Origin of the sequence: Marinomonas shanghaiensis (genome assembly GCF_003259175.1) — a bacterium.
In the GTDB taxonomy this organism is placed as follows: Bacteria; Pseudomonadota; Gammaproteobacteria; order Pseudomonadales; family Marinomonadaceae; genus Marinomonas; species Marinomonas shanghaiensis.
This window is the reverse complement of record NZ_QGOK01000029.1, coordinates 1-26,977: the sequence shown is the minus strand read 5'-3', so window position 1 is coordinate 26,977 and position 26,977 is coordinate 1. Positions and strand designations below refer to the sequence as shown.

The following is a 26,977-nucleotide window of genomic DNA, read 5'->3' as shown; positions in this document are numbered from 1 at the left end:
TATGTTGAACTTAGATTCCAGCAATGGCCCTCAAAGCTTGCTCCTTGAATCAAAATTTGTGGGCGGCAAGGAGCGTCTAATTGTTTCTTTGTTGTTCAGTGTGGTCGCCGCTGGAATCGCCGGTCTTGTGCTTTACGGTGCTTATTATGGTGGCATTACCGCATTACTGTTGAGGTCGTTGTTTTTTTCATTTGTCGCCGCGGCCGCTATGCTGCTTTATGCACTGAGATACAACAATGTCCTGAGCCGGGGAGTGTTTTATACGTTGGCTCTGTTGGCCGCCATTCCCGGTCCTTATTTATGGCATAACTACATTGATATTGTCATGCGAGGTGCCATGTCGGTTGAGCAAGACCGAGGTATCTTTATTGCGTTAATTTTAGTGGTGTTTGTCTTCGTCCGTATCGCAGTAGGTAGGGCTCTCGTTATATTAATGGCGTTGGCGTTTTTGTATGCGTATTTTGGGGATGTTATACCTGGCAAATATGGACACAGTGGTTACGATCTTAGCCGTCTAACGTCTACTTTAATGCTTTCTACCGAAGGTGTTTTCGGTGTGCCGATGGGCGTTGCCGTTGAGTATATTTTTCTCTTCGGCTTGTTTGGTGCCATCTTAACCAAGATAGGCACAGGTGAGGTATTTGTTGATATTGCGCGAGGCGTTACAGGGCGAGTGCAAGGCGGCCCTGGCCTATCGGCGGCTTTGTCGAGTGCATTGCTCGGCTCCCTTAATGGCAGTGCGGTTGCGAACGTGGTGACCACAGGAACCTTTACAATCCCATTGATGAAACGGGTCGGTTACAGTGCGAAACTGGCTGGCGCCATTGAGGCGGCGGCATCATCTGCGGGGCAAATTATGCCGCCAGTAATGGGGGCCGCTGCGTTTTTAATGGCGGAAATGATTGGCATTCCTTACGCTGAAGTCGCATTGGCGGCGTTGGTGCCAGCGCTCTTGTATATTTTTGCCTTGATGATTGCTGTGCGCCTTGAAGCAGGACGTCTAAATTTAGCAAGAGACACTGATGCAGGCTTACAGTTATTGCTCAACACCTTGAAAACAAAGAGTTATCTTTTGCTGCCATTGGTGGTGTTGATTGGTTTGATGATCTCTGGCAAATCGCCAACTCAAGCCGCGGTAATGGGCATTTTGGCTGGTTTAGTGGTTTGTCCTTGGAAGAAAGAAACGCGCATCAATGTGTTCGACCTTATTTCAGCGTGCAAAGAAACCTTGTCTGCTACTTTGCCAATTGTGGCAGCGGTTGCCGCGGCGGGTGTGATCATTGGGGTTTTGAATCTCACTGGCATGGGCCTGATGCTGTCGGGTTTGATTATTGAACTGGGCGACGGCAATCTGTGGGCGGTACTATTGCTCACAGCACTGGCGTCTTTTGTTTTGGGAATGGGCTTACCGACATCCGCTGCGTACCTTTTGTTGGCTGTATTGGTGGCTCCTGCCATGACACAGCTTGGTATGGAAGCGTTATCGGCACATATGTTTATTTTCTACTTCGGATTGGTGTCGGCCATAACGCCTCCTGTCGCCTTGGCAGCCTATGCGGCGGCCACGATCTCTGGTGCTGATGCGAATGAAACCTCGGTGGAGTCTATGCGTTTGGGGTTTGTAAAACTGCTCGTGCCATTTTTGTTTGTGACCATGCCGGGTGTGTTGCTGATTGGTACAACAACCAGTGTGATTGCCGCGATTACTTTTGCGACTTTGGCGACAGCGTCCATGAGCATTGGCTTTTCTGGTTGGTTACGTGAGCCTTTATCCTGGCTGACTCGTTTATTGTATGTGGTTGCCGCTGTGTTAATTGCTTGGCCTGCCGCGGCAACGGATACGTCTTTATTTGTGGTCAGTGCACGTGTATTAGGTGTGCTGGTATTTGCCGTGTTGCTGGTCAAAGCGCGTTTAGGGGCGAAGGCAGATACGTTGAAAACCGCGAAAGCGTAAATTATTTATTACCGCAGTTACTGATTGTTCAATGCAAAAAAACCGCACTTTAAAGCGTTAAAGTGCGGTTTTTTTTGCTGCACAAAATCGTTAAGGCAAACCTGTCATAAGCAGTTTAATGCCATAGGATGTTGTTAATATGGCGATAAAGCCAATGCCATAGAGAAGTAAAAACCATTGCCATGTTTTGAGTCTAGCGGCTTTGTCTTTGAGGCTTTTCAATGACATTAGTAACCCTCCTGATAATCTTCCACCTTGCCTGCGAAGACGCGATAGCCCCATAAAGTATAGGTACAAATCAAGGGCACGAAGATGCATATACCCGGCAGTAAGAAAAGCAAGCTGCTGTCTGGTGAGGCGGCTTCCATAAAGGTGAGCTGTCTTGGAATGAGATAGGGAAACAAACCAACCACAAGACCGGCAAAGCCCAGCAAGAAGAGCGTTGCGGCGTACCAAAAAGGTCGACCTTCATGACGAATGACGCCAGACGAATGGCTGTTTAAATCTCTCCAAGCTAAAACCGCGACCACCAAGGTGATTATTGGTAAGGGCGATAGCCACAAAAAATTCAAGCCAGAAAACCAACGTTGACGAATGTCTACTTGGCTTGCCACTGTCCATAAACTTACCATTACCATGGCTAAAATGGTGATCAGCAAGAGTCGTTTGCCTAACTTGGCTGCGTGCGCTTGAATACGTCCACGACTTTTCATAAACAAATAACAAGCGGCTAATAGCGCATAACCTGCCATAACAGAAAAGCCTGTTAGGATAGAAAAAGGCGTTAACCAATGTAGGCTGGATAAGCTATCGACACCGACTGGTACGCCTTGAACGATGGAGCCGAGTAACATGCCTTGACAAAACGCCGCGATGGCAGAACCCGCACTAAAGGCAAAATCCCAATAAGGTCGAGAGGTATCGGATTTAAACCGGTATTCGAACGCCACACCACGAAAGATCAACGCAAATAGCATGATCATGATGGGCAAATAAAAGGTCGAAGCAATACCTGCGTAAGCGGCGGGAAACGCAGCGAACAACACCACGCCACCAAACACTAGCCAGGTTTCGTTGCCATCCCACACGTGTGAAATAGAGCGCATTAAATGATCTCGCTCGCCTTCTTGGTCAAACCAAGGGTAGAGAATACCAATCCCTAGATCGAAACCATCGAGTAACACGTACATAAAGATAGCAAAGCCTAAGACAAGGAAGTAAAAAAGTGCTAAATCCATCATTTATCTCCTTGCTCTATTGTTGATTGAACGGTTGTTGATTGAGCTCTTGTTGGTTGTTCATGTGGGGTGAGTGATTTTACCCAAGCCAAGGCATAGCCCGGCGCCTTCATACCAATCAGTTGCTGCTCGAGTATTGCCATAGACGGAGGGCCTTTCTTAATCAGCTTGCCCATGAAGTAGAGATAAACGCCAATTAACAAACTGTAAATGATGACAAACATGGTCAAGGTAAAGAGTACGCGTTCTGCAGGCAGTGGCGATACGATCTCAGACGTTCTCACTAAGTTATAGACAATCCAAGGTTGACGACCAATTTCGACCACGTACCAACCTGCCAGTACCGCAATGACGCCCATAGGTGTAAAGAATGTCACGAGAGACAAAAACGCTTTGTTTTCATATAAACGGCCCTTACGGCGTAATAATAGCGCGAGCGCAGCGATACCCATCATGCCAAAGCCAATACCCACCATGACACGGAAAGACCAAAACACTAACGGCACGTTGGGTCTGTCTTCTGGAGGTACGGCTTTCAAGCCTTGCACAGCGCCATCCCAAGAGTGAGTCAGGATCAAGCTACCCAAGTTTGGAATACCGAGTTCATAATCGTTCGACTCGGTTTGCATGTTTGGCATCGCAAACAGGAGAAGCGGAACATTTTCTTCCTGTGCAGGCCAAATACCTTCCATCGCTGCTAATTTAGTGGGTTGATGTTCTTTGACGTTTAAACCGTGCATATCGCCAATCCAGGCTTGTAGCGGTGTCAGTACCAAGGCAAACCACATGCACATAGACAGGCCTTTTTTCGCAAACGGTATATTTTTCTTTTTCAGCAAGTAGTAAGCACAGATTCCTGCGACCACAAAGGTCGCGGTAATGAATGACGCCACCACCATATGAGTGAAACGGTATGGCATAGATGGATTGAAAATCACCGCCATCCAGCTTTCGACTTCAAATTTGCCATCTACGATTTTGTGGCCAGTGGGCGTTTGCATCCACGAGTTGGCCACAATGATCCAAAATGCGGAAATCCAAGTACCTATCATAACAACAAGAGTAGAAAAGAAATGCAGTTTACGGCCGACGCGTTGCCAACCAAATAGCATGACTCCGAGGAAGCCGGCTTCTAAGAAAAAAGCCGTGAGGACTTCATAAGCCATGAGAGGACCAAGAACAGCCCCTGTCATCTCCGAAAACTTGGAGAAGTTGGTGCCAAATTCATAGGATAAAACGATGCCAGACACCACCCCCATGCCAAAAGTAATCGCAAAGGGCTTGATCCAAAATTTGGCCAGCTGTAAATAATAAGGGTTGTGCGTTTTCAGCCACATACCTTCCCAGATGGCAATTAACGTCGCCAGACCAATGGTGATGCTGGGGAAAATGATATGAAAGCTCACAGTAAAAGCAAACTGTATGCGAGATAAGATAGCGACGTCGAGGTCCATGGCAACTCCCGTTTAAAAAATGATGGACTTAGGAATTGTTCTTAATGCGTTGAGTACGCATTTGCTGTAAAGCCAGAGGTAGCAGTGCTAAGCCTACAATGCTAAAAAGGGCGATGATCTCGGTCATTAAAAAGCCAGTATCCATAATGTTGCTCCTATAATTTGATGTTCGTTTGATATAGATCAAGAGTTTCTTGCGTGATGGTGGAGAGTAGAGCAAAGGGTAGGCCAATTATTAATAATTTTTATCCTTATGATTTTAAAGGATAAATTATATTGCTTTGCTTGCAGTGTAAAAAAGGTTTACGATTTTCTCACTTTTTGGTGTAAACGAGGTTTACGAATTTGACGCTTTCCTTGATGTTTGAAGTGGCCATGCTGGTGACCAGTGTGTGCGGTGTATTGGTCGCAGCTTGGTTACTGTGGCGAGCGCGTAAGCAAAGCGATCTTCAGGCCTTGGCTGGCTTTGCTATTATGATGGCGATTTGGTGTTTTGGGCATGTGGCTTTGTTCCAAGGTTACGAGCAAATTGGCATTCACATCATTCTTGCCAATCCACTGATGCCGACCTTCTTCTTACATTTTGCGATTCGTTTTGTGAACGCGGGCTCAGTCAAAGAGCCGATGCTTGAGCGCTTATATCAAGCGGTGCCTTGGTTTTACCTAACCAGCCTTGCTGTAGTATTACAGAGCTGGTGGATAGGGGCCGGTGATGCGATCAGTACGCTTGATACGCGTTCGTTTTTTGTGTTTACCGAAGCGGGGGCTTGGAATCTCGCTTATACCGTGTTGATCGGCATGCTGGCTCATGGGGTTTTACTATTTGGTTGGTATCGACATTCTGGCAACAAGAAACGCTCGATTCTCGCCATGTTTGGCGTGGGAGCGTGGGGCTTGTTGTTGGCGACCAGTTTTGTTTTTCCTTCTTTTGGTATTAGCTGGTTTCCTTACCCTATGTTATTGCTACCAACCTATTTATTGCTGCTGGTTTACGCCGTGGTGCGTTATCAGATTTTGTCAGTCAACGCCTTTGCCAACCGAGCCTTGCTTTGGGTCGCTATGATGCTGGTGATTCTCTGTGTCATCGCGGTGATTAGTGTGGTGTCTGGACGCCTTGGTTTACAGGCGTTAGCGAGTGTGCCCAGTTGGCAGTTGTGGCTGTATTCCTTGTTGATTTTGGTGGTGGCGGCACTGATCTATCAACCCCTGAGTCGCTTAATTTCTCGGCTGATTTATCCCGGTGCATCTTTGAATGAAGCCGTGTTGGATACTTGGTCAACACAACTAAAAGACGCCCCAGACTGGCCGCAATTAATTGCCATTGGTGAGCGTTTACTTTCCCTGCAGATAAGGCGTAATGTGGCGATTCATCTGCAAAGTGCCGCTTATCCTGTTCAAGAACAAAATGACGCTTTAGCGATACGAGTCTCTCGATCAGACACGGATTGGCACTTTGTTTTGATCGGCTGGGAAGATGCTAGCCCAGGAATGCGTTTGACGGCGGAAGTGTTTGCCTCCTTGTTTTCGACCAGTTGCGGTTTGCTTGAACGGTCGTTAGCGTTGGCCGTGGCCGAGCGAAAACGCATGGATGAAAAGCACTTGGTGGAACTGGGCAGTTTGTCTGCGGCCATGGCACATGAGCTGCGCAACCCGTTGAATATTATTGCCATGGCGGCTTATGACGCGCCAGCTGAGACACGACAGCATATTCAAACTCAGCTTAAGCGCGCGGATCGTTTAGTGAGTGATATGTTGGTGTATTCCGGTGGCTTGTCATTGCAAATTGCCACCACGCCGTTGCGATCTTTAGTCGCCAGTGTGCTGGCACAAGCTCCGTCCGAAGGTGTGGTATTTGAGTTGGAAATTGATGAAACGATTGAACTAGATGCCGACCCGCAACGACTGCAGCAGGTATTTATTAACCTTATTGATAATGCCGTGTCTTTTTTGCGTAATAGGCCAGAGGGCAAGTTATCTATTCAAGCCGAGGAGCGGGAGCAGCAGATCATTATTCAAGTGCATAATAACGGGCCAACCATTGATCCGAGCCTACAAGGCGAGGTTTTATTTCAACCCTTTGTGACCAAGCGAGCGGGTGGCAGTGGTCTTGGTTTGGCGATCGTGCGTCGCATTGTTGATGCTCACGGTGGGAAGATTAGACACCGTACTGATTCAACCTGGCCGGTCACTTTCGAGCTTATTTTACCCCGTCACTTTTCGGGCGCAGATATTTCAAACAGAGCATTCCATGACACAAAATACAATATTACTGGTCGATGACGAGCCCGCGTTCCGTGAACTGGCGAGCCGTTGGTTGGCGAAGCAAGATTATCATGTGAAAACCGCCGGTAGTTTAGACGAAGCGCGAAGCACTTTGGTGTCGTTTGATGCCGATTTGGTGTTACTGGATTTGTCTATGCCACCGCATTTTGATCCGCAGGTCACCTTGGATGCCATGGACGATTTTGCTGGTCGTCCGGTGATTATTATTACGGGCCATGCAGATCGAGACTTGGCGCTTAAAGCCATTGAGTTGGGGGCTTGGGATTTTATTGCCAAGCCGATTGACCCTGATATGTTGGCGGTAGTGGTGCGTCGAGCCATCACCAAAACCACCTTAGAACGTGAATTAACTCAGTTAAAACAAGTGAGTGGATCCGCTCAAGGGGCGTCGGCCTACATTGGTCATTCGGTTAGTTCGCAAAAGGTGAGGGCGCTGATGGAGAGAATTGCCCCGACGGATGTGCGCGTCTTGGTTACGGGGCCATCGGGGACGGGCAAAGAAGTCATTTCTCGTACCTTGCATGATTTGAGTCATCGCGTTGGCAAGCCGTTTGTTTCTGTGCATTGCGGTGCGATTCCAGCGGAATTATTGGAAAGCGAGTTGTTTGGTTATGTGAAAGGCGCGTTCACAGGAGCAGAAAAAGACAAAGTCGGTTTATTGAGTTTGGCGGATGGTGGTACCTTGTTCTTGGATGAAATTGGTGAAATGCCGCTGGCGATGCAGGTCAAGTTGCTGCGAGTGCTGCAAGAAGGCACCTTCTTTCCTGTGGGTGGACGGGAGCAGAAATACATCGATATCCGTGTGATTTCCGCGACCAATGCCGATTTGCTTGAAAAAGTCCGAGAAGGTAGTTTTCGAGAAGATCTGTATTACCGAATAAAGGGGGTCAACATTGAAACCCAAGCACTTGCACAGCGCTTAGAGGATGTCCCTGTATTGTTACAGGCATTTTTACAGCGTTTACAACGTCAGCAAACGAAACAACTACAACTTAGCCCAGAAGCCGTGCAATGGTTTCGCGATCAATCATGGCCAGGAAACGTTCGAGAGTTGAAAAACACCCTAGAAAGCGTTGCGTCGATTTGTTCACAAGGGCAAATTACCATGGACGATATCCAGCTGTTATATCCCAGTGGCGAACCTGTTCGTCACTCTATGGCAGACGTACCAACGAGCGACGCCTCATTAGACGAACAAGTTCGTGACCTTGAAATTCGACTGATTACCCAAGCCCTAGAAAAAAACCAAGGCAACCGCACTCAAGCCGCCAAACAACTGGGTATTTCACGACAGGGGCTGATTAAAAAAATTGAGCGTTATGAGTTGTAGGGTATTTTATTATTGGAATAAATCAGTGTTTTCCAGCTTTTTCTGTGTCTATTTCAACAACACAGCCAGAATGGGCGTTACCATAATGGGACCACATAAGTAGATTTAATGGAGTTCGTGTTAACGACAAAATGACAAAATTTTCATCTATGTCTTGTCTAAGGTTCTAAGAGTGAAACGATTTTTCGGAATTCTCTAATCCTTCTGGTGCTTCTGGAAATGGTCCCTCAAATGGGTCGTTAAAATCAGACATTCGAGCAAAGTGAATTGATTTACCTTCAATGATTTTAACTGCAGCATCAAGTGTTGTGTATTTGTATAATTTCACTGCTTCAATCCTGTAAATGGTACCTTCTCATGTTGGCTGTCACTCAGTAATGATAGCGACATTGAACAATGTAAAGAGTGTTGCCTTCAATGCTATAAACCAATCGATGTTCTCTATCTATTCGTCTAGACCAATAGCCTGACCAGTTATACTTTAACGGTTCTGGGTCGCCTAGTCCTTCAAAGGGTTGGCGGGTTATGTCTTTGATAAGTGTGTTAATTCGTTTCAGTGTTTTTTTATCTTTCTGTTGCCAGTATAAATAGTCGCTCCATGCGTTCTCAGCCCAAGATAAAATCATTCCTCAATCAATCCTCTTACCTGTGTTTTACCGGCTTCCACCTCTGCAATAGCGTCATTTAAACGTGATGCATTCTTGGGGCTTGCCATCAGGTAAGCGGTTTCTTCATACGCTTGAAAGTCTTCTAAGCTTATCAATACTGCGGGTTTTCCGCCTTGCCGAGTGATGATCACGGGCTTGTGATCGTCGTTTACCTTGTCGAGTGTACTAGCAAGGTTCGTTCTGAATGCTGAATAACTTAACGTATCCATAAAGTACTCCTTAAAGTAAGTACTAATTATTGTACTTGTACTTATATATGTACGCAACATTCTTGGTGGTGTTAAATTTGGGAAGGGCAAAAGAAATAAAAAACACTGCGAGCGACTTTACGTACTTGTGCGTGGAGCAAGCGTGTTTCGTATCTTTTGAGGTAACCGATTAACTAATCGCTTTAGTGGTTTTAACTGTGCAGTTAATTTCCCCATCTTGAACTCTGATCTTTATTAAGTCGCCTTTTTCTACCTCGTTAACTGAACGAATCACTTGGTCGTCCTTGGAGGCAATGGCGTAGCCTCTTGCTAGGGTATTCAATGGGCTGACGAGGTTGAGCTTGTCAATGATGCGCGCAAAGGCGGTTTGCTTGTTGGCCAGCGTGCTATTCAGTGCGCGAGCAAGTCGAGCGTCGATGTCTTTGAGCTTTTGTCTGCTCTGATCGATACGGCGAGTCGGGCTGTTTCTTTCCAGTCGATGAGACAGATTGGCGGTTTGTGTTTGTTGCTCCAATACTTTGCGTTGCATGCTCTGCTGCAAACGACGTTTGAGTTGCTCCAGTTGATTTTGCTGTTGCTCGATGCGTTCTTTGGGGTGACGAATACGCTTGGTCATGAAGTCGAGCTGTTGTTGGCTTTGTTCGAGAATGCGTGACATGCGTCGAACCAGTTGTTTCTCTTGTTGCTCGATCTGTCTAATTAATTGAGTGCGGTCTGGGCTTAAAAGCTCCGCGGCGGCGGTGGGCGTGGCGGCACGAACATCGGCGACAAAGTCGGCAATGGTAAAGTCGGTTTCATGGCCTACGGCAGATACAATAGGGGTTTGAGCCGCAAAAATTGCCCGTGCCAGCATTTCGTCGTTAAAACTCCATAAATCTTCCAATGAACCGCCACCGCGACCGAGGATAATCGCGTCAAAGTGCCCGCTACCATCCGCTCGTTGCAATTGTCTTAGGATGTTTTTTGCCGCATCTTGGCCCTGTACCAAAGAGGGTAGAATCGTCAGTTCGGTTAATGGGAAGCGTCGACGAAAGGCAATAATCATATCGCGAACCGCAGCGCCAACCGGTGACGTGATGATGGCAACACGCTCAGGCTTGGTGGGCAGTGGTTTTTTGTGTTCAGGTGCGAACAGGCCTTCGGCTTGTAAGCTGTTTTTTAATCGCTCAAACGCTTGTTGTAATGCGCCTTCACCTGCGGACTCCATGCCTTCGACGCTGAGCTGGCAGTCGCCTCTTGGGCCATAAAAAGTGACGCGAGCACGTAAGCGAACCATGTCGCCATCCTTCGGCTTGAAACGTACGGCAGCATTTTTGCCTTTGAACATAGCGCAGCGAATTTGTGCTTTGTCATCTTTCAGAGAAAAGTACCAATGACCCGAGCTGGGTTTGGCGAGATTGGAAATTTCTCCTTCGACAAGAATCCACGGCAAGCTTGCCTCAAGTAACTGTTGTATCTGTCTATTTAGCTGTGAGACGGTAAAAGCCGTTTCTTGTGACGTCGAAGTTGTAAAATTTTTCATCAATCTCTCGTGGTTTTGATTTACCGAGTGGAACTATTGGAGTAGAATTACTTGCCATCTTAACACCCTTGTTGGCATTGGAAACTCCCCATTATGTTACGAATCGTGCAAGAAGCTTTAACGTTTGACGACGTATTGCTTATCCCCGGCTATTCCGAAGTTCTTCCTAAGGATGTTAGCCTCAAAACGAAAATCACTAAAGACATTGAGTTGAATATTCCGCTTATTTCTTCGGCGATGGACACCGTTACTGAACATCGCATGGCGATTGCTCTGGCTCAAGAAGGTGGCATAGGCATTGTGCACAAAAACTTGACCATTGAAGAGCAAGCTCGTGAAGTGCGTCGTGTGAAAAAATTCGAAAGTGGCATCGTCCGTGATCTTGTTACCATCAATCCAGAAGCGAGCGTTAAAGAGCTAATGGAATTGACAGCAGCGAACAGCATCTCAAGTGTACCAGTTGTTCAAGGTACTGACCTAGTTGGTATCGTAACAAGCCGTGATGTGCGCTTTGTTAAAGACTTTGACAAAAAAGTCTCTGATATTATGACACCAAAAGATCGCTTAGTGACGGCGCTGGAAGGGGCATCTTCTGGTTCTATCCGTAAGCTGTTGCATGAAAATCGCATTGAGAAAGTGTTGATTGTGAATGAACAGTTTGAATTACGCGGCATGGTGACGGTAACGGATTTCAACAAAGCCACTACCTTCCCGAACGCTTGTAAAGATGATCAAGGTCGTTTGCGTGTGGGTGCTGCTGTGGGCACTGGCGCAGATACTGCAGATCGCGTAAAAGCCTTGTCTGACGCGGGTGTTGATATCATTGTGGTTGATACGGCGCACGGTCATTCTAAAGGTGTAATCGACCGTGTTCGTTGGGTAAAAGAAAACTTCCCTCATATTCAAGTGATCGGTGGCAACATCGCGACCGCTGAAGCGGCAATCGCCCTTGCTGATGCGGGTGCGGATGGCGTAAAAGTTGGTATCGGCCCTGGTTCTATCTGTACAACGCGTATTGTTACAGGTGTTGGTGTTCCGCAAATCAGCGCGGTAGCGAATGTGGCTGAGGTGATGAACCCACGTGGTATTCCTGTTATCGCCGATGGCGGTGTGCGTTTTTCTGGCGACATTAGTAAAGCCATTGCAGCAGGCGCCAGCGTTATCATGGTTGGTGGTATTCTTGCTGGTACGGACGAGGCTCCAGGTGAGGTTGTTTTGTTCCAAGGTCGTTCTTTTAAGGCGTACCGTGGCATGGGCTCGCTTGGCGCGATGTCTCAATCTCAGGGTTCAAGTGACCGTTACTTCCAAGATTCAAGCAGTGTTGAAAAGCTTGTGCCGGAAGGTATTGAAGGTCGTGTTCCATCGAAAGGCCCCATGGCCGCTGTCGTTCATCAGTTGATGGGAGGCGTTCGCTCTTCAATGGGTTACACTGGCTCACCAGATATTGAGACAATGCGTACCAAAGCGCAGTTCTCAAAAATTACAGGCGCTGGTATTCGTGAAAGTCATGTTCATGATGTGACGATTACAAAAGAAGCGCCAAATTATCACGTGGGTTAATCGCGAGATAATTTGACACTGAGATGGGGCGTACAACACGCCCCATCTTTATTTATTGCTCCAATTATTTATTAATTACGTCTGCCGTAAAGCATTTGCTTCTGTTTGGTAGAGTGAAAGGAATGGCTAACAATGTCGCAAGATATCCACGCTCATAAAATTCTTATTCTTGATTTCGGTTCGCAGTACACCCAGCTGATTGCGCGTCGTGTTCGTGAAATCGGTGTGTACTGTGAAGTTCGTGCTTTTGACATGGAAGATCAAGACGTTATCGACTTCGATCCAAAAGGTATCATCTTAGCTGGTGGTCCTGAATCCGTTCCAGAACCCGGTTCTCCACGTGCACCAGAAGTAGTGTTTACAATGGGCGTGCCGGTATTTGGTATTTGTTATGGTATGCAAACCATGGCTGAGCAATTGGGCGGAAAAGTCCAAGGCTCAGAAATTCGTGAGTTTGGTTACGCGCAAATCCGTAAGCATGAAGGTCCTGCCTTGTTTGATGGCATTCAAGATCATATCGCAAACAATGGTGTTGCGTTACTTGATGTTTGGATGAGTCATGGTGATAAAGTGATTACCATGCCACAAGACTTTACTCTGATGGCATCAACGGATAGCTGCCCGATTGCGGCGATGGCGAACGAAGCGAAGAAGTTTTATGGTGTTCAATTTCACCCAGAAGTAACCCATACGTTACAAGGTGGCCGTATCTTATCTCGTTTTATCGTCGATATTTGTGGCTGTGATACTTTGTGGACCCCTGCCAACATCGCACAAGATGCGATTGAACGCATGCAAGAGCAAGTGGGCGACAAAAAAGTGCTCTTAGCCCTTTCTGGTGGTGTGGACTCTTCTGTTGTGGCGGCATTGCTTCATAAAGCCATTGGCGACCAATTGACTTGTGTGTTCGTAGACAATGGTTTGCTTCGTTTGAACGAAGGCGATCAAGTGATGAAAATGTTCGCCGACAACATGGGTGTTAAAGTCATCCGTGTTGACGCAGAAGATTTGTTCCTTGGTAAACTCGCTGGTGAAGCGGATCCAGAGAAAAAACGTAAGATCATTGGTAATACCTTTATTGAGATTTTTGACGAAGAGTCATCTAAATTGGATGGCATTGATTTCCTTGCGCAGGGCACTATTTACCCTGACGTGATTGAGTCTGCTGCCTCTAAAACAGGTAAGGCACATGTTATCAAGTCTCACCATAACGTGGGTGGTTTGCCTGACGATATGAAGATGGCCTTGGTTGAACCGCTTCGTGAACTGTTCAAAGACGAAGTGCGTAAGCTAGGTCTTGAACTAGGTCTTCCTTATGACATGGTTTACCGTCACCCGTTCCCAGGACCAGGTCTAGGTGTTCGTATCCTTGGTGAAGTGAAAAAAGAATACGCTGACATCCTACGTCGTGCGGACGCTATCTTCATCGAAGAATTGCGTCGCTCAGGTTGGTACGACAAAACAAGCCAAGCTTTCGCGGTATTCCTTCCAGTTAAATCTGTTGGTGTAGTAGGCGATGGTCGTCGTTACGAATACGTGGTAGCACTTCGTGCTGTTGAAACCATCGACTTCATGACAGCTCGTTGGGCTCACCTACCATACGAACTTTTAGAAAAAGTGTCTGGTCGAATCATCAATGAGATCGAACACATCTCTCGCGTGACTTACGACGTATCGTCTAAGCCACCTGCTACTATCGAGTGGGAATGATTCAGCTAGGTACGCCTTAACTGAATAAATAGAAACACTCTAAAGCCCGCTTTCTAGCGGGCTTTTTATTATCTAATGTAATGGCCACATCATTTGGTACCGTCTAGCGGCTTCAAATATGCTGTTTTGCGGCGTCACATGTATCGCGAACGTCTTGCCGTTTTTTCGCCAACTGACTCTCGAAGCCTTGCGCCAGGTCTTCTATCTTTACCTTAGAGAACAGCGCCAGAAAGCAAGCATACGCAGGCCGCGAGGCATGGAGTGAGATCCTTCATATTAGCTACGAGCACCCTATCACCGCTTAAGTAACATACCAATTTATTTTTGAAACATTTAAAGTTACATGTATTGAAGTGTGCCGCTCTTTCAAGTAACATTTGATATTACATTATGGCTTTTAAGGGGCCATTGGTTGTGAACTACGATGCCATCATTATTGGGACGAACTTTGTAGGTCTTTCGGCTTCCAGCCCCTCGTAGTCGGTATGCAATGTCTTCGCACCGGTCACTGATTTTTGATCCCAAATTTATCGAAACTATCTGAATGAGAGAGCAGAATGCAGGCTGAATCTATTTGGAACGACCTTTATGCTAAGGGCTCGCAGACCTCGTCAGGCATGCCCGGTCTGGCACTGTCTCAGTTCGCGGGACCGCTTCGTCCCGGCAGGGCGCTGGAGCTTGGATGCGCCAGAGGCGACGATGCTGTCTGGCTGGCTCAGAAGGGTTGGCACGTGACGGCGGTCGATGTCTCGTCGGTCGCGCTTGGAATCGCCTCCCGCAACGCCGAAGCGGCTGGCCTCATGGAGCACATTCGGTTCGAGGAGCATAATCTCGCCCTATCTTTTCCGGAGGGGAGCTTCGATCTGGTCACCGCCAGCTTCCTACATTCGCCTCAGGAATGGCCGCGAGGCGATGTTTTGGGACGAGCTGCCAGGGCCGTGGCTCCCGGGGGGCATATTCTGATAGTAGAGCACGCTTCGCGTGCGCCCTGGTCTTGGTTCCCCGAGAATACCCGTTTTCCCTCGGCACACGAAACGTTCACGACGATGCAGCTCGCCCCCGAGGAATGGGCGCACCATTGCCTCTGTTCCATTGCCCGAACGGCTACAGGGCCGGAAGGACAAACCGCAACAGTGACTGACAACGTTCTCTTCCTGCAGCGGCTGAGCTAAGCAAACCGGAGATCCTTGAAATGACAGATGCATCGACCTCGGATCGGAACCGCGCCACGACCTTATGTATCATGATCTTTGGCCTCGGCGTCTACTTCGTGCCCGCATCCAGCTCGGCACTGAACGGTGTGAGAGAAGAATCCGGTGTGGCATCGGCTTTCGTCAACGTAGCACAGCTGGTTGGCGGCTCTATAGGACCGGCGCTGCTCAACTCAGTCTTCCTAATGGCCACGACAGCAAGCGCAGATACTAGCCTGCAATCTATAGAAGGCTATCGCGCTGCGTTCGGGGTCTCGGCAGGCCTCTTTCTCATCGCTCTCGCCATCACTCTGGTTCTGCCGCGGCGCGCTTCCAAGCGAACAGCTGACTAACATACTAAATAGAAGGACACTTTCATGACCATTGATACCAAATCACACTCTAACCTGTTCGCCCCGCTCAGCTTGCCGCGCGGCCCGAAGATAAAGAACCGTTTTGTTCTCGCCCCGTTGACCAATACCCAAAGCAGCGAGGACGGAACGCTGTCCGACGATGAATACCGCTGGCTCACGATGCGCGCAGAGGGTGGTTTCGGCCTAGTGACAACCTGTGCCAGCCACGTTTCGTCCGCGGGCAAGGCTTTCTTGGGTCAGCTGGGCTGTTTCGATGACCGCCATCTGCCCGGCCTTGAACGCCTTGCTGCGGGGTTGCGAGCACAGGGTGCGGTTTCGTCTTTGCAGCTCCAGCACGGAGGCATCCGATCACTTTCAGACGGAAGTGAGCTAGCTGGCCCCTCTGCCCATTCCGAAACCGGTGCAAGGGCGCTGAGCGAGGCCGAAATTGAAAACATTATCGCAGAGTTCGTCGCCGCTGCTCGACGCGCCGAGCGGGCCGGGTTTGATGGCGTACAAATCCACGGCGGGCACGGTTACCTCATTGCTCAGTTCCTGTCGCCCGAGTTGAACCGACGTAGCGACCGTTGGGGCGGCTCCCCCGAGAACCGAGCCCGCTTCCTCTTCGAGATTCTGCATCGCATTCGCGCTGCCTGCCGACCAGATTTTCAGATTGGCATCCGCATATCGACCGAGCGCTTCGGGCTGGTCCTATCTGAAATGGTCGACCTCGCGTCTCGGCTCTTCGCGGACGGAGGTATGGACTACCTCGACCTGTCTTTGTGGGATATCACTAAGGAGCCTGAAGAAAAAGCATATAAGGGCAGAACCCTTATGTCGCTGTTTGCTGATCTGCCTCGAGGTGACTGTGCGCTCGGGGTTGCCGGTGGAATCATGACTGCAGCGCGCGGAGAATGGGCTCTGTCCGAGGGTGCAGATTACGTGGCAATTGGCAAGGCGGGTATACTTGTCCATGACCTTCCCGAATGCATAAGGAAGGAGGCTCGCTATACCTCACCCGCATTGCCGGTTTCGCCAGAGTACTTACGACAGGAAGGGCTCAGCACAGCATTCATCGACTACCTACGTGGGCAGCGGAGTTTCGTCGAGGACTGAATACAGCCGTAATCGCAGCTGTCTTTTGGTCATAAGTTTGCGTGCCGACATCCTTCGTCGTGCGGGCGTTATCTTTATCGAAGAGCTACGTAACGCGGGCTGGTACGAAAAAACAAGCCAAGCGTTCGCGGTATTCCTTCCAGTGAAATCTGTTGGCGTAGTAGGCGATGGCCGCCGTTACGAATACGTGGTAGCACTTCGTGCTGTTGAAACCATCGACTTCATGACGGCTCGTTGGGCGCACCTACCATACGAACTGCTAGAGAAAGTGTCTGGTCGTATCATCAACGAAATCGAACACATCTCCCGCGTGACGTACGACGTATCGTCTAAGCCACCTGCTACTATCGAGTGGGAATAATTCCGCTAAGTACACCTTAACTGAATAAACAGAAATACCTAAAACCCGCTTCATTTGATGTGGGTTTTTTTATTGGCTGGGGAAAATAGGTGAAAACCGTCATTCCTGCGAAGGCAGTAATCTATATTGCTGATATTAAATGGCTTTTATGTTGTTTCTTCCGTCACTTCAGATTGTTTAAGGAATATAAAAAATGCCAACTTTGAAGTGGCTCCCTCGGCGGCTAAGAAGGCTGGATAAACCAAAGCGGTGGTCAGTTTTACTTGACCATTACACTTCCTGAAACAATTTGAACTTGTTGTCGTGATGGGGTTATTCATGCTGAATTGAATTTTAGAGCTAGGACAATTGATAAAGACCGCAGTCCTAGAAAACCATATAGTAATATTTTCTCAAGTTTTAATGAAAGCTTACTGGATTCGATCAGTAAGCTTTCTAGTGTTATCAATAAGGTTCGCTATGCTTTTTGTACCATGACCTTCTCAAATTTGAAAAACTCTTCTTCACTCGAGTCACTGGTATCATGGGGGGCGCTGCTACGGGCTTTTTCATTCTTTTCTAAGTGGTTCTTGTTGAAGAATTCTACAATCTGAAAACCACACTTATTGACATAGAAGTGAATGTTTCGCTTCTCGAAATAGGGCGTAATTGTGCTCCATATCTTAGTGCCAGGATAAGTCGCTTCAATGGTTTTCCAGGTCGCTAGACCGAAGCCTTTGTCATGGTGTTTGGGGTAGATAAAGAATAGATCCAAGCTGTTGTGCTGGGTGTCTTCATTAATCTTCAGTACTACGCCTCCTACCTTTTCTTGTCCGTAAAAAATGTGTCGTATTACTGCACCGTGGGCGTTAAAAGATTCGTTTATATCGTCGTCAGAGGGAATGAGTTCACTGCCAAACTGACTAAATTGATCGACCAACGCAGCGGTAAAGGTTTCTTGTAGCTCGGTTTTAAAGGTTCTGAGCTCGTCTCGACTTACGGGTAATAAATGTATTTTTGTCTTATTCATAGTTCCAATCTACCGCCTAAGGCTTTGTATAAGAAAACGGCGTTATTCAATTCTTGCTGTTTAAGGTCTAATAAGGTTTGTTTGGCTACATACAGTTGTCGCTGGGCATCTAACAATTCCAAGCGTCTTTCTATGCCTGCTTGATAACGTAAGTTGGATAGTCTGGCTCTGCGTTCTGCGGCAGAGACGACTTTTTTTTGTGCTGTCGTTTGTTGCTGATACGTTTCGCTACCAACCAGTCCGTCAGCTACTTCTTTAAACGCTGTCTGAATGGCTTTTTCATATTCGGCAATCGTTGTTGATTTGCGCACTTTCGCTAGGGCCAGCTCGGCGTCGAGCTTCCCACCTTGAAACAAGGGGAGGCTAATTTGCGGTGTAAATGACCAAGTGGCACTATCCGAGCTAATTAACTTTTTCATATCTTGGCTGGCATAGCCGATGGAGCTGGTCAGTGAGATACGCGGGAAATATGCGGCTCGTGCTACACCAATGTCTTCGTTTGCGGCAATCAAGTTTTGCTCTGCTTGCAAAATATCGGGACGATGTAACAGCAAGTCGGAGGGCAGACCCGGTGACAACGAGTTGGTTACTGCTTGATCAGAGAATAAGTCTGATGCCGGTAGGTTTGTGGGAATGTCAGCTCCTACTAGTAGGCGTAGTAAGTTCTTTGCCTGGGATAAGCTCCTTTGATTGGCGATGAGAGTCGCTTCAGCGCTTGCTACTTGTCCCTCCGCTTGAGCCACATCCAGTTCGCTGCCTTGGTTCGCTTTGCGTAATTGCAAGGTTATCTTGAGTGACTGCTGCCAATCCGTGAGGGTGTTTTCTGCCAATGTTAGTTGCTCATAGGCGATTTGCTCCGCGAAGTAGGCTTCACTGATGGAGCTGATCAACGACATTTGTGCAGCTTGATGCCCATAGCCACTTGCTAAGTAGCGGGCAAAAGCCGCCTTTGACATGGAGTGAGCGCGTCCGAATAAATCGATTTCGAAGGCGCTGATACCAAGGCTGAGACTACTCTGTTTTTGCCTTTGGGATTTATTCTCACCGCCGTCCGTGGTGACTGAACGCTGTTTGGTACTATCCAATGTAACGCCAATATTGGGCAACCGTTCCGCTCGTGCTATGCCGTATTGGGCTTTGACAGCTTCCACATTTAACGTGGCAATACGTAAATCTCGGTTGTTGGCTAATGCCAATTCGATAAGCGCCTGTAAGCGCTTATCACGGAACATGTCACGCCATCCTAGATCGGTAATATTGTAGGATGAAGGTGTGCCAACACTATTTTGGTTGGCAAAGTTTTCTGGTATTGGCGCGGCTGGCTTGGTTAACTCTGGGGTTAAAGAGCATCCCGCCAGCAATACCGTCATCACAATAACAAGAGAACGCATAGTATTAACCTTTAAAGTCTGTTGGAGGTGTCTTATTTGAGTTTGTCCAAGATGCTAAACGCTCTTGAATGCTCATTACGAATACGAAGAAAGCTGGTACAAAATAAATAGCAAGCAGGGTGGCGCTAACCATGCCACCAAATACACCTGTACCGATAGCGCGTTGTGTTTCTGCACTGGCACCGCTTGCAAGCATCAAAGGCAAAACCCCTAGAGTAAAGGCAAGGGAAGTCATTAAGATGGGACGCAGACGTAATTTAGCCGCTTTAATCGCAGATTCCGTCAAGCTGAAACCTTGCTCGCGTAATTGCTTGGCGTATTCCACAATTAGGATCGCATTTTTTGCAGACAGACCAATGACGGTGATCATGCCCACTTTGAAGAACACATCGTTAGGCATATCTCGTAAAACAATCGCCATCACAGCACCAAGCAATCCTAATGGCACGACGAGCATGACGGACAAAGGAATCGACCAGCTCTCGTACAGTGCCGCTAGCACTAAGAACACCACCAACATAGATAGCGCCATCAGCATGGGAGCTTGTTGGGCTGATTGGCGTTCTTGCAATGCCTGTCCTGTCCAAGCAATGGCATAGCCTTGTGGTAATTGCTTAGCGAGTTGCTCTATCTCTGCCATGGCTTGACCGCTTGATACGCCTGTCGCGGCGCTACCTGCAATGCGGATGGCTGGATAGCCTTGAAAACGAAGCAATTGCGGGATGGACTCTGACCAAGACGGTGTGACCAACTCGGATAGTGGCACCATGCCACCACTACTGTTGCGTACGTGCAGACTCAGAATGTCATCAATTTGCATTCTCGCTGAGGGCTCCGTTTGCATAATGACTTGTTGCATTTTGCCTTGATTTGGAAAGTCATTAATGTAGGTCGAGCCTGCTGCTGAAGACAAGGTTTCACTAATATTAGTAAACGACACTCCTGACACCTCGGCTTTCTGACGATCAATCTCCAAGTGAATGCTGGTTCCGGCTGGTAAGCCATCGGTATAAAAATCCTTTAACAATGCGCTCTTTTGAGCAAGATCTATCATTCGGGACTCAGCATTTTTTAACTGCTCGTAACCTTGGTTAGCGCGGTCTTGTAAGAAAAAGCTGATGTCAGAGTTGGTGCCTAATTCTTCAATAGACGGCGGTAACATCTGCATGACAGAGCCTTCTTTAACATCAGCCATGGCTTGTTCCGCGAGTTGTAGCTCATTTTGTGTTGAGGTGCCGGAGCGAAGATCCCAGTCTTTTAACATGGTAAAACTTTGTGCGGCATTCGTTCCTGAGCCGGAAAAACCAAATCCAATGACTGTCATTGTTGATTCAATTGCAGGGCGACTGAGTGCATGTTCTTCAAACTTTTTCACCACGGCTAATGTACGCTCTGTGGTGGCGTCGGCCGGTAGTTGGATGCTGGTCATAAAGTAGCCTTGGTCTTCTTCTGGTAAGAAAGAAGATGGTAGCTGTCGGTAGATAAGGATCAAAATGGTGCATAAGACCACAAAGATCAGCATCATGAAGCCTTTACGACTCACCAAGTTACCAACTTGTGTCTCATAGCGGTTATTCATGCGACTAAAACTGCGGTTAAACCACTGGGCAAAACGTGTTTGCTGATGATGAGCTTTGACTGGTTTGAGTAAAGTCGCGCATAAGGCAGGCGTGAGTGTCAGAGCCAAAAAGGCGGAGAACAGAATAGATACGGCCATAGATAGGGTGAACTGTTTATAGATCGCTCCCACCGAGTCACTAGCAAACGCCATGGGGATGAATACTGCGGTGAGCACCAGTGTGATGCCGATAATGGCTCCCGTGATTTCTTTCATGGCTTTGTTGGTCGCTTCTTTCGGTGATAAGCCTTCTTCGGCCATTATGCGTTCCACATTTTCCACCACCACAATGGCATCGTCGACAATGATGCCGATGGCTAACACCATACCAAACATGGTTAACACGTTGATAGAGAAGCCTGTTAACAGCATGACTGTGAAGGTGCCCAGCAAAGCGATGGGGGCCACAATGGCGGGAATTAAGGTATAGCGAATACTCTGCAAAAACAGATACATGACCAAAAAGACTAACACCATGGCTTCGAGGAGCGTGGTGATCACCTTATTGATGGAAACCTTCACGAAAGGAGCGGTGTTAAATGGGATCGAATAGGACATGCCTACTGGTAACGTTTGACTCAGCTCCGCCAAACGTTTCTCTACCGCTTCGGCTGTTTTGACCGCATTTGCTCCCGGTGTGAGTTGTATGGCCGCTGCGGTTGCGGTTTTGCCATTTTCTCGATTCAAAAAACCGTAGGACTGAGAGCCTATCTCGACCTTGGCAACATCTCTGAGTAAGACTTTCGAGCCGTTACTGTTAGCGCGCAGAATAATATCGGCAAAATCCTGTATGTTGGTTAACTGGCCTTGTGCCGTTAGGGGAAGAGTGACTCGTTGGCCCTTTACTGTTGGTGCTGTGCCGATGCTTCCAGGAGTGATTTGTGTATTTTGCTCCGTCACCGCTTGGCTAATGTCATTCATGGTTAAGCCTAACGAATAGAGCTTGCTCGGGTCTACCCAAATGCGCAGCGCTTTTTCTGCTCCAAAAGACTGGACGCGTCCGACACCCTCTATAAGGCGTAATTCTTTTACCAGATTACGAGCTAAGTAGTCGTTTAGGGCGATTTCATCATAGCGGTTGTTGTCGGATTTTAAGCCCACAATCATAAGAAAGTTGGAGGTAGCCGACTCTATGGTTAAGCCATCTTGGCGTACTGTCTTTGGTAGGCGAGACTCCACCGCTTTCATTTGGTTTTGTACGTCAATTTGTGCTAAATCAGGGTTTGTTCCTGGCTTAAATGTGACCGTGATTGAGGCTGAGCCAGAGCTGTCGGCAGAGGACTCGAAATACAGCAAGTTTTTGACGCTGGAGAGCTCTCCTTCCAGCAGACTAAGCACACCATCATTCATTGCTTGTGGGCTGGCACCTGGGTAGGTCGCCATAATATTCACGGTAGGAGGCGCAATAGAAGGGTAGCGAGATATTGGCAACTTCGGAATCGCAATACAGCCAAACAAAATAATGAAAAGCGCAATAACCCAAGCAAACACTGGACGCTGTATAAAAAATTGGGACATAAATTTTAGACTCTCTAATAATCTTAATCAGTGGGTCACAGGTGCGGAAGGAGCGTCGAGCTCTTTCCATGGGTGTTGATTGACGAGCATTCCGTCCTGAAGCCTATCCATTCCTTCTACGACGATGATATCTCCGGCTTCTATCCCATCTTGTATGTGATATTGCCCCTGGGTGAGTTCGCCCAGTGTTATCGGCTGAAAATGAGCAAAGTTTTTCTCATCAATACGCCAAACATGAGGTACACCCGCCAGATGCATAATGGCTTGCTGTGGAACCATCAGCGCATTTTGGTAACTTGAATGCAGGACTTTTGCTCTGATGAACATACCTGGTAACAGCAGGCGTTGAGGGTTATCAACCAGTACGCGTAGCAAAACATCGCCCGTGCTTACATCAATATTAATGCCGGAAAATAAAGCTTGGCCTTTAACAGGATAGGGCTGGCCATTACTGTGCAAGATTTCGATTGTTGCACCCGATGCATTCGATTCATCCGCCGAGTTTGCGGCTAAGGCTTCACGTGTTGCTTGAAACGAGGTGGCGGGGCGACGAATATCCACAAATACTTGATCAATCTGCTGGATACGAGCCATGGGGCTTGTATCTGTGCTACTGACTAATGTCCCTTCACTTACTAAAGCTTGCTCAATGCGGCCTGATATGGGGGCTGTCACGTTGGCAAAGGTCACATCAAGCTGACGACGTGCTAGGGTTGCTTTTGCAACAGCAATATCTGCCCCCGCTTGGTCACGGAGTAACACGGCATCGTCATAATCCTGACGACTGATGGCATCAACGGCTAGCAGTGGTTTTAGGCGCGTTACTTTGTCTTCCGCTAATTTGAATGTAACCTGTGCTCTCAATAAGTTAGCTTTGGCTGTATCGGCTTCTGCTACAAAAGGGGCTGGATTGATCTGAAACAGTGATTGACCTGCTTTTACTTCTGTCCCTTGTTTGAATAGCCTTTGTTGTACGATCCCCGTTACCTGTGGCCGAATTTCAGCCGTACGGACGGCCATGACTCGGCCTGGAAGCGTTTCGTATATCTCAAGCGGTGTTGGCACTACTTTAATTGTTGACACTAAGGGCGAGGGTATTTTTGATTCGATCTCATTGTTGCCTTCTTGATTCGACGGATGGCAACCGACCAACAAGCTAATTATCAAGATATGTAAGCCACTACATACACATGTATTTATCTTTTTCACTGCGTTATCCTTTGGGGAAATGAACGTAAAAGCGTTTAAGTAATCACAATTATTCGTGAGTTTAATATTTGTGTGTGGAGGTTCCGCTGAGTGAATGTGGAGGTTTGATGGAGGGGCATTTGTTGTCTGAAAATCACAAGGGTATGCCTAAGTCTGATCAAGAAGGCCTTGATCATCGCCAAGCATTGGTTCTGATCGTGGAGGATGAGTTGGAAATAGTTGATATTTTATCGGCTTATCTGACGCGTAATAACATGCGTGTCCTTCATGCAGGTGATGGACAACAGGCGCTTGAACTTCATGCTTCTATTCAGCCAGATCTGATTTTGCTGGATATCCAGATGCCGAAAAAGGATGGTTGGGAAGTGCTGTCGCAGTTACGACAAAACAGTAACACCCCCGTCATTATGCTTACGGCGATGGATCAAGATTTGGATAAATTGATGGCCCTCCGAATTGGGGCAGATGATTATGTTGTGAAGCCCTTTAATCCAGCGGAAGTGGTGGCGAGAGTGCAAGCTGTTTTACGACGTACTTTAGAGGTTAACTCCTCTACCAAGAGTAAGACATTGCGTGCAGATCCCTTTGAAGTGAATTTGGAAAGCCATGACATAACCGTTTATGTTAATGGCGCAGCGCATACACTTGCGTTGACATTAACCGAATTTAAGCTCTTAACCCATTTCATTCGTTCACCGAAACGCGTGTTTACCCGAGAGGAGCTATTGGTTTCTTGCCTACCAGAAGGGGATGCGCTAGAGCGCACAGTGGATAGTCATATTAGTAAGATTCGTAAAAAACTCGATGCCTTTGGGATTCATGGGGTGCCCGCTGGAGTTCGTGGTGTTGGTTACCGCTTGAAAGGTGACTCATGAAATTAAGTGGTTTGAGTCGTCAAATTGCTTTTTCAATGATAAAAATAGCCATTGGATCCGCTTTATTAGTCACCATAGGGTCGTTTGTTTTTTATTATCTATGGGAAGAATACTGGCCTAACGTCCTTCCAAATGAGGAAAACTTCGCCCCAACAGGACCCGAGTGGTTGTGGATTTTATTAACCCTAGTGATTGTTATTTTATTGGCTGTAAATGTCGCTATTAGGTTATCCCAGCGCATATTGGAGCCATTAAATTCCGTTGCCGAAGGTATTCGAAGAATTGCTGAAGGGGATCTCAATTATCGCGCCCATGTCGGAGATCGCTCCCTTGGTGAAGCTGCTCTATTGGTTGATGACCTAAATTTGTTAGCAGAAAAACTGCAGCGTATGACTGAAGAGCAGGCTTTCTGGAACGCGGCCATTGCTCACGAACTAAGAACCCCAGTCACCATTTTACGGGGACGATTACAAGGTTTGGCAGAAGGGGTGTTTTCGCCGGATAAAGCCCAATTTGTTAGGCTTTTGGTTCAAGTGGAAGGGTTGTCGCGTTTAATCGAAGATCTTCGTGTTATTAGCTTAATGAACCGTGGCGAGTTAAGGATTAACTTAGAAGAAACACAGTTATCGGATGAAATTAAACTGCTTACAGATTTATCGGCTAATATGCTCAAAGAGGCAGGTCAGCATGTGGTGCTAAATTTAACGACACGCCCTGTTATTTGTGATCCTACTCGAATTCGTCAGGCTTTGTTGGCGATATTAGAAAATGCCAGTAAGTATGCTCTTCCTGGGGAAATAATCATCACGTTTACACTTAAAGATGAGGTTTGTTATTTGTCTGTAGCCGATTCTGGGCCAGGTGTTCCGTTAGAATTGATACCACATGTTTTCACCGCTTTTCGAAGAGCTAAGGATAATAGTCAAAACGGTAGTGGCTTAGGACTAGCGGTAGTAAGTGCGATTGCGAACGCCCACAATGGCAGTGCTCGCTGCTATATCAGTGATCAAGGTGGTACGGTTATTGAGCTATGTTGGACATCTTAAACAGAAACTATGACCTTTGACGGCAATAGTTCAGAAAAGATGTAGGAAGCTTTAGGTAACACTAACGGTTTGATATTTGTGGAAAACTTCGTTGGGCAAAGTTGTTCAGTAACGACCGAAGAGCTGGAGAGAGAAGTACCTAATTGCAGCTTAAGCGTCGCTGTGAAGAAAAGGCGAAACAAAGTGCTGAACATAGTACTAGAAACCCGCTTCATTTGAAGCGGTTTTTTTTATTGGCTCATGATCAGTGTTGATTTAAAAAAGGATCCTAAAATTTTATGTTGGGAGCAGTGGGAATTAGGCTGTTGCTATTCTTATATGTTATACGGATCTGTCGTCGATTGATAGATGAAGTAAGGTGGATATAAAGGCGATAGCAGCGGCTGACAACTATAAATGAGGGTGTATGAGCTATAATAATCGTAGACCAAGCCACCTATCTTTATATGAGAGCGGTTGGGGTAGATTTTGGTGATTCTCATAAGAAATTCTGGAGTTCTGTTGTGAAGTTTCCAACCCCTTTAATAGAAGGAAGATTGATAAAGCGCTATAAGCGTTTTTTGTCTGACATTGAATTGCCGAATGGTGAAGTTGTGGTGGCGCATTGCCCAAATACAGGATCCATGAAGCGCTGCCAACAAGAGCATGCACGCGTTTGGCTTTCTAAAAGTGATAACCCAAAGCGTAAGCTGGCTTATACGTGGGAGCTGGTGGAAGTCGATGAGCAGTATTTGGCTTGTATCAATACAGGTTACCCAAATAAATTGGTAGGCGAAGCTATTGCTAATGGTGTTGTGACTGAGCTTGTTGGGTATGCAGAACAGAAAGCAGAAGTGAAGTATGGCGAGAAAAGTCGTATTGATTGGTTGCTCACAGGCCATGATGGTCATAAGTGCTATGTGGAAGTAAAAAACGTCACCTTATTAGAAGAAGACGGATTGGGATACTTTCCTGATGCGGTGACAGATCGAGGACGCAAGCATCTGTATGAGTTAGCAAAAATGGTCGAAGAGGGTCATCGAGCAGTAATGTTTTTTTGCGTGAGCCATACTGGAATAAATTCAGTGACTCCAGCGGCTCATATAGATAAAAAGTATGCGCAGGCTTTTGTTGAAGTAGTAGAGAAAGGGGTAGAAGTGATTGCCTATCAAGTGGCGATCGATTCCCAAGAGATGAAAATCGTGTGCTCGGTTCCTGTGGTTATGCCTAATTTATTGGATTAATGGGTTTGTCTTTATGTGCTTTTGGTTGTTTAACAACCAAAATGAGCCGTTTTTGATGGTTTTATGAACGAATACGCTTTTATTTAAAATAAATTGAAAGAAAATGTCGAAAAGGGTTGCACAAAATCTGTAGATCCTTA

At 47.2% G+C, this 26,977-nt stretch carries 21 protein-coding genes and 1 pseudogene; 11 read left to right on the top strand and 11 right to left on the bottom strand.

All coding sequences use genetic code 11. From position 1 onward, the window contains the following. Position 1 precedes the first annotated feature (1 nt). Positions 2–1,954, top strand: a complete 1,953-nt coding sequence (locus DKT73_RS18615; protein WP_111640021.1) for a TRAP transporter permease — start codon at positions 2–4, stop codon at positions 1,952–1,954. A gap of 90 nt (positions 1,955–2,044) precedes the next feature. Here DKT73_RS18615 and DKT73_RS20110 read toward each other — a convergent pair whose 3' ends face one another. Genes DKT73_RS20110 through DKT73_RS18605 form a run of 3 tightly spaced genes read right to left on the bottom strand, consistent with a single transcriptional unit; the run spans position 2,045 to position 4,646 of the window. Continuing rightward, positions 2,045–2,182: a hypothetical protein gene (locus DKT73_RS20110; protein ID WP_157959214.1), complete on the bottom strand. Its 138-nt coding sequence runs from the start codon at positions 2,180–2,182 to the stop codon at positions 2,045–2,047. Beyond that, on the bottom strand, positions 2,182–3,192 hold the full coding sequence (gene cydB, locus DKT73_RS18610; RefSeq protein WP_111640020.1) for a cytochrome d ubiquinol oxidase subunit II: 1,011 nt from the start codon (positions 3,190–3,192) through the stop codon (positions 2,182–2,184). The genes DKT73_RS20110 and cydB overlap by 1 nt, the downstream gene beginning before the upstream one ends. Next, a complete protein-coding gene (locus DKT73_RS18605; protein ID WP_111640019.1) occupies positions 3,192–4,646 on the bottom strand; it encodes a cytochrome ubiquinol oxidase subunit I in 1,455 nt (484 codons plus the stop codon). The genes cydB and DKT73_RS18605 overlap by 1 nt, the downstream gene beginning before the upstream one ends. Before the next feature lie 345 nt (positions 4,647–4,991). Here DKT73_RS18605 and DKT73_RS18600 point away from each other — a divergent pair, with 345 nt between their 5' ends. Both DKT73_RS18600 and DKT73_RS18595 read left to right on the top strand, forming a co-directional pair. After that, entirely contained in the window at positions 4,992–6,926 is a 1,935-nt protein-coding gene (locus tag DKT73_RS18600; RefSeq protein ID WP_232827928.1) for an ATP-binding protein, read from the top strand. Further along, the gene (locus tag DKT73_RS18595; protein WP_111640017.1) at positions 6,895–8,259 is read left to right on the top strand and encodes a sigma-54-dependent transcriptional regulator; all 1,365 of its coding nucleotides are present in this window, start codon (positions 6,895–6,897) and stop codon (positions 8,257–8,259) included. The genes DKT73_RS18600 and DKT73_RS18595 overlap by 32 nt, the downstream gene beginning before the upstream one ends. 166 nt (positions 8,260–8,425) lie before the next feature. On the opposite strand, the gene DKT73_RS20105 is transcribed toward DKT73_RS18595, so the two are convergent. The 4 genes from DKT73_RS20105 to xseA all read right to left on the bottom strand — a co-directional run bounded on the left by DKT73_RS20105 (position 8,426) and on the right by xseA (position 10,658). Beyond that, positions 8,426–8,587, bottom strand: a complete 162-nt coding sequence (locus tag DKT73_RS20105; RefSeq protein ID WP_157959213.1) for a hypothetical protein — start codon at positions 8,585–8,587, stop codon at positions 8,426–8,428. 43 nt (positions 8,588–8,630) lie between these two features. Continuing rightward, a complete protein-coding gene (locus DKT73_RS18585; protein ID WP_111640015.1) occupies positions 8,631–8,885 on the bottom strand; it encodes a Txe/YoeB family addiction module toxin in 255 nt (84 codons plus the stop codon). Beyond that, the gene (locus tag DKT73_RS18580; protein WP_111640014.1) at positions 8,882–9,136 is read right to left on the bottom strand and encodes a type II toxin-antitoxin system Phd/YefM family antitoxin; all 255 of its coding nucleotides are present in this window, start codon (positions 9,134–9,136) and stop codon (positions 8,882–8,884) included. Before DKT73_RS18580 ends, DKT73_RS18585 begins: the two co-directional genes overlap by 4 nt. Before the next feature lie 169 nt (positions 9,137–9,305). Then, complete coding sequence (xseA, locus tag DKT73_RS18575; RefSeq protein ID WP_111640013.1) at positions 9,306–10,658, bottom strand: exodeoxyribonuclease VII large subunit; 1,353 nt, start codon at positions 10,656–10,658, stop codon at positions 9,306–9,308. Positions 10,659–10,751: 93 nt separating this feature from the next. Between xseA and guaB the strand changes: the two genes are divergently transcribed. The 5 genes and pseudogenes from guaB to DKT73_RS18545 all read left to right on the top strand — a co-directional run. After that, entirely contained in the window at positions 10,752–12,218 is a 1,467-nt protein-coding gene (gene guaB / locus DKT73_RS18570; RefSeq protein ID WP_111640012.1) for an IMP dehydrogenase, read from the top strand. Between the two features lie 132 nt (positions 12,219–12,350). Further along, entirely contained in the window at positions 12,351–13,928 is a 1,578-nt protein-coding gene (guaA, locus tag DKT73_RS18565) for a glutamine-hydrolyzing GMP synthase (protein WP_111640011.1), read from the top strand. A 557-nt stretch (positions 13,929–14,485) separates the two neighbouring features. After that, positions 14,486–15,100: a class I SAM-dependent methyltransferase gene (locus DKT73_RS18560; RefSeq protein WP_111640010.1), complete on the top strand. Its 615-nt coding sequence runs from the start codon at positions 14,486–14,488 to the stop codon at positions 15,098–15,100. 395 nt (positions 15,101–15,495) lie between these two features. Continuing rightward, the gene (locus DKT73_RS18550; protein WP_111640008.1) at positions 15,496–16,587 is read left to right on the top strand and encodes an NADH:flavin oxidoreductase; all 1,092 of its coding nucleotides are present in this window, start codon (positions 15,496–15,498) and stop codon (positions 16,585–16,587) included. A 43-nt stretch (positions 16,588–16,630) separates the two neighbouring features. After that, positions 16,631–16,948: pseudogene (locus tag DKT73_RS18545) on the top strand (GMP synthase (glutamine-hydrolyzing)); the annotation flags it as partial. A gap of 457 nt (positions 16,949–17,405) precedes the next feature. On the opposite strand, the gene DKT73_RS18540 reads toward DKT73_RS18545, so the two are convergent. The 4 genes from DKT73_RS18540 to DKT73_RS18525 are packed head-to-tail and all read right to left on the bottom strand — an operon-like array spanning position 17,406 to position 23,651. Then, a complete protein-coding gene (locus tag DKT73_RS18540; RefSeq protein ID WP_111640007.1) occupies positions 17,406–17,957 on the bottom strand; it encodes a GNAT family N-acetyltransferase in 552 nt (183 codons plus the stop codon). Next, positions 17,954–19,348, bottom strand: a complete 1,395-nt coding sequence (locus tag DKT73_RS18535; protein WP_111640006.1) for an efflux transporter outer membrane subunit — start codon at positions 19,346–19,348, stop codon at positions 17,954–17,956. Before DKT73_RS18535 ends, DKT73_RS18540 begins: the two co-directional genes overlap by 4 nt. Positions 19,349–19,352: 4 nt before the next feature. Further along, positions 19,353–22,484: a multidrug efflux RND transporter permease subunit gene (locus DKT73_RS18530; RefSeq protein ID WP_111640005.1), complete on the bottom strand. Its 3,132-nt coding sequence runs from the start codon at positions 22,482–22,484 to the stop codon at positions 19,353–19,355. Between the two features lie 27 nt (positions 22,485–22,511). Beyond that, on the bottom strand, positions 22,512–23,651 hold the full coding sequence (locus DKT73_RS18525; protein ID WP_111640040.1) for an efflux RND transporter periplasmic adaptor subunit: 1,140 nt from the start codon (positions 23,649–23,651) through the stop codon (positions 22,512–22,514). Between the two features lie 149 nt (positions 23,652–23,800). Here DKT73_RS18525 and DKT73_RS18520 point away from each other — a divergent pair, with 149 nt between their 5' ends. From DKT73_RS18520 to sfsA, 3 genes are all read left to right on the top strand, one after another. Beyond that, the gene (locus DKT73_RS18520) at positions 23,801–24,568 is read left to right on the top strand and encodes a response regulator (protein WP_232827927.1); all 768 of its coding nucleotides are present in this window, start codon (positions 23,801–23,803) and stop codon (positions 24,566–24,568) included. After that, complete coding sequence (locus DKT73_RS18515; RefSeq protein ID WP_111640004.1) at positions 24,565–25,614, top strand: ATP-binding protein; 1,050 nt, start codon at positions 24,565–24,567, stop codon at positions 25,612–25,614. Before DKT73_RS18520 ends, DKT73_RS18515 begins: the two co-directional genes overlap by 4 nt. A 503-nt stretch (positions 25,615–26,117) precedes the next feature. Further along, the gene (gene sfsA, locus DKT73_RS18510; protein ID WP_198666666.1) at positions 26,118–26,837 is read left to right on the top strand and encodes a DNA/RNA nuclease SfsA; all 720 of its coding nucleotides are present in this window, start codon (positions 26,118–26,120) and stop codon (positions 26,835–26,837) included. Positions 26,838–26,977: the final 140 nt, after the last annotated feature.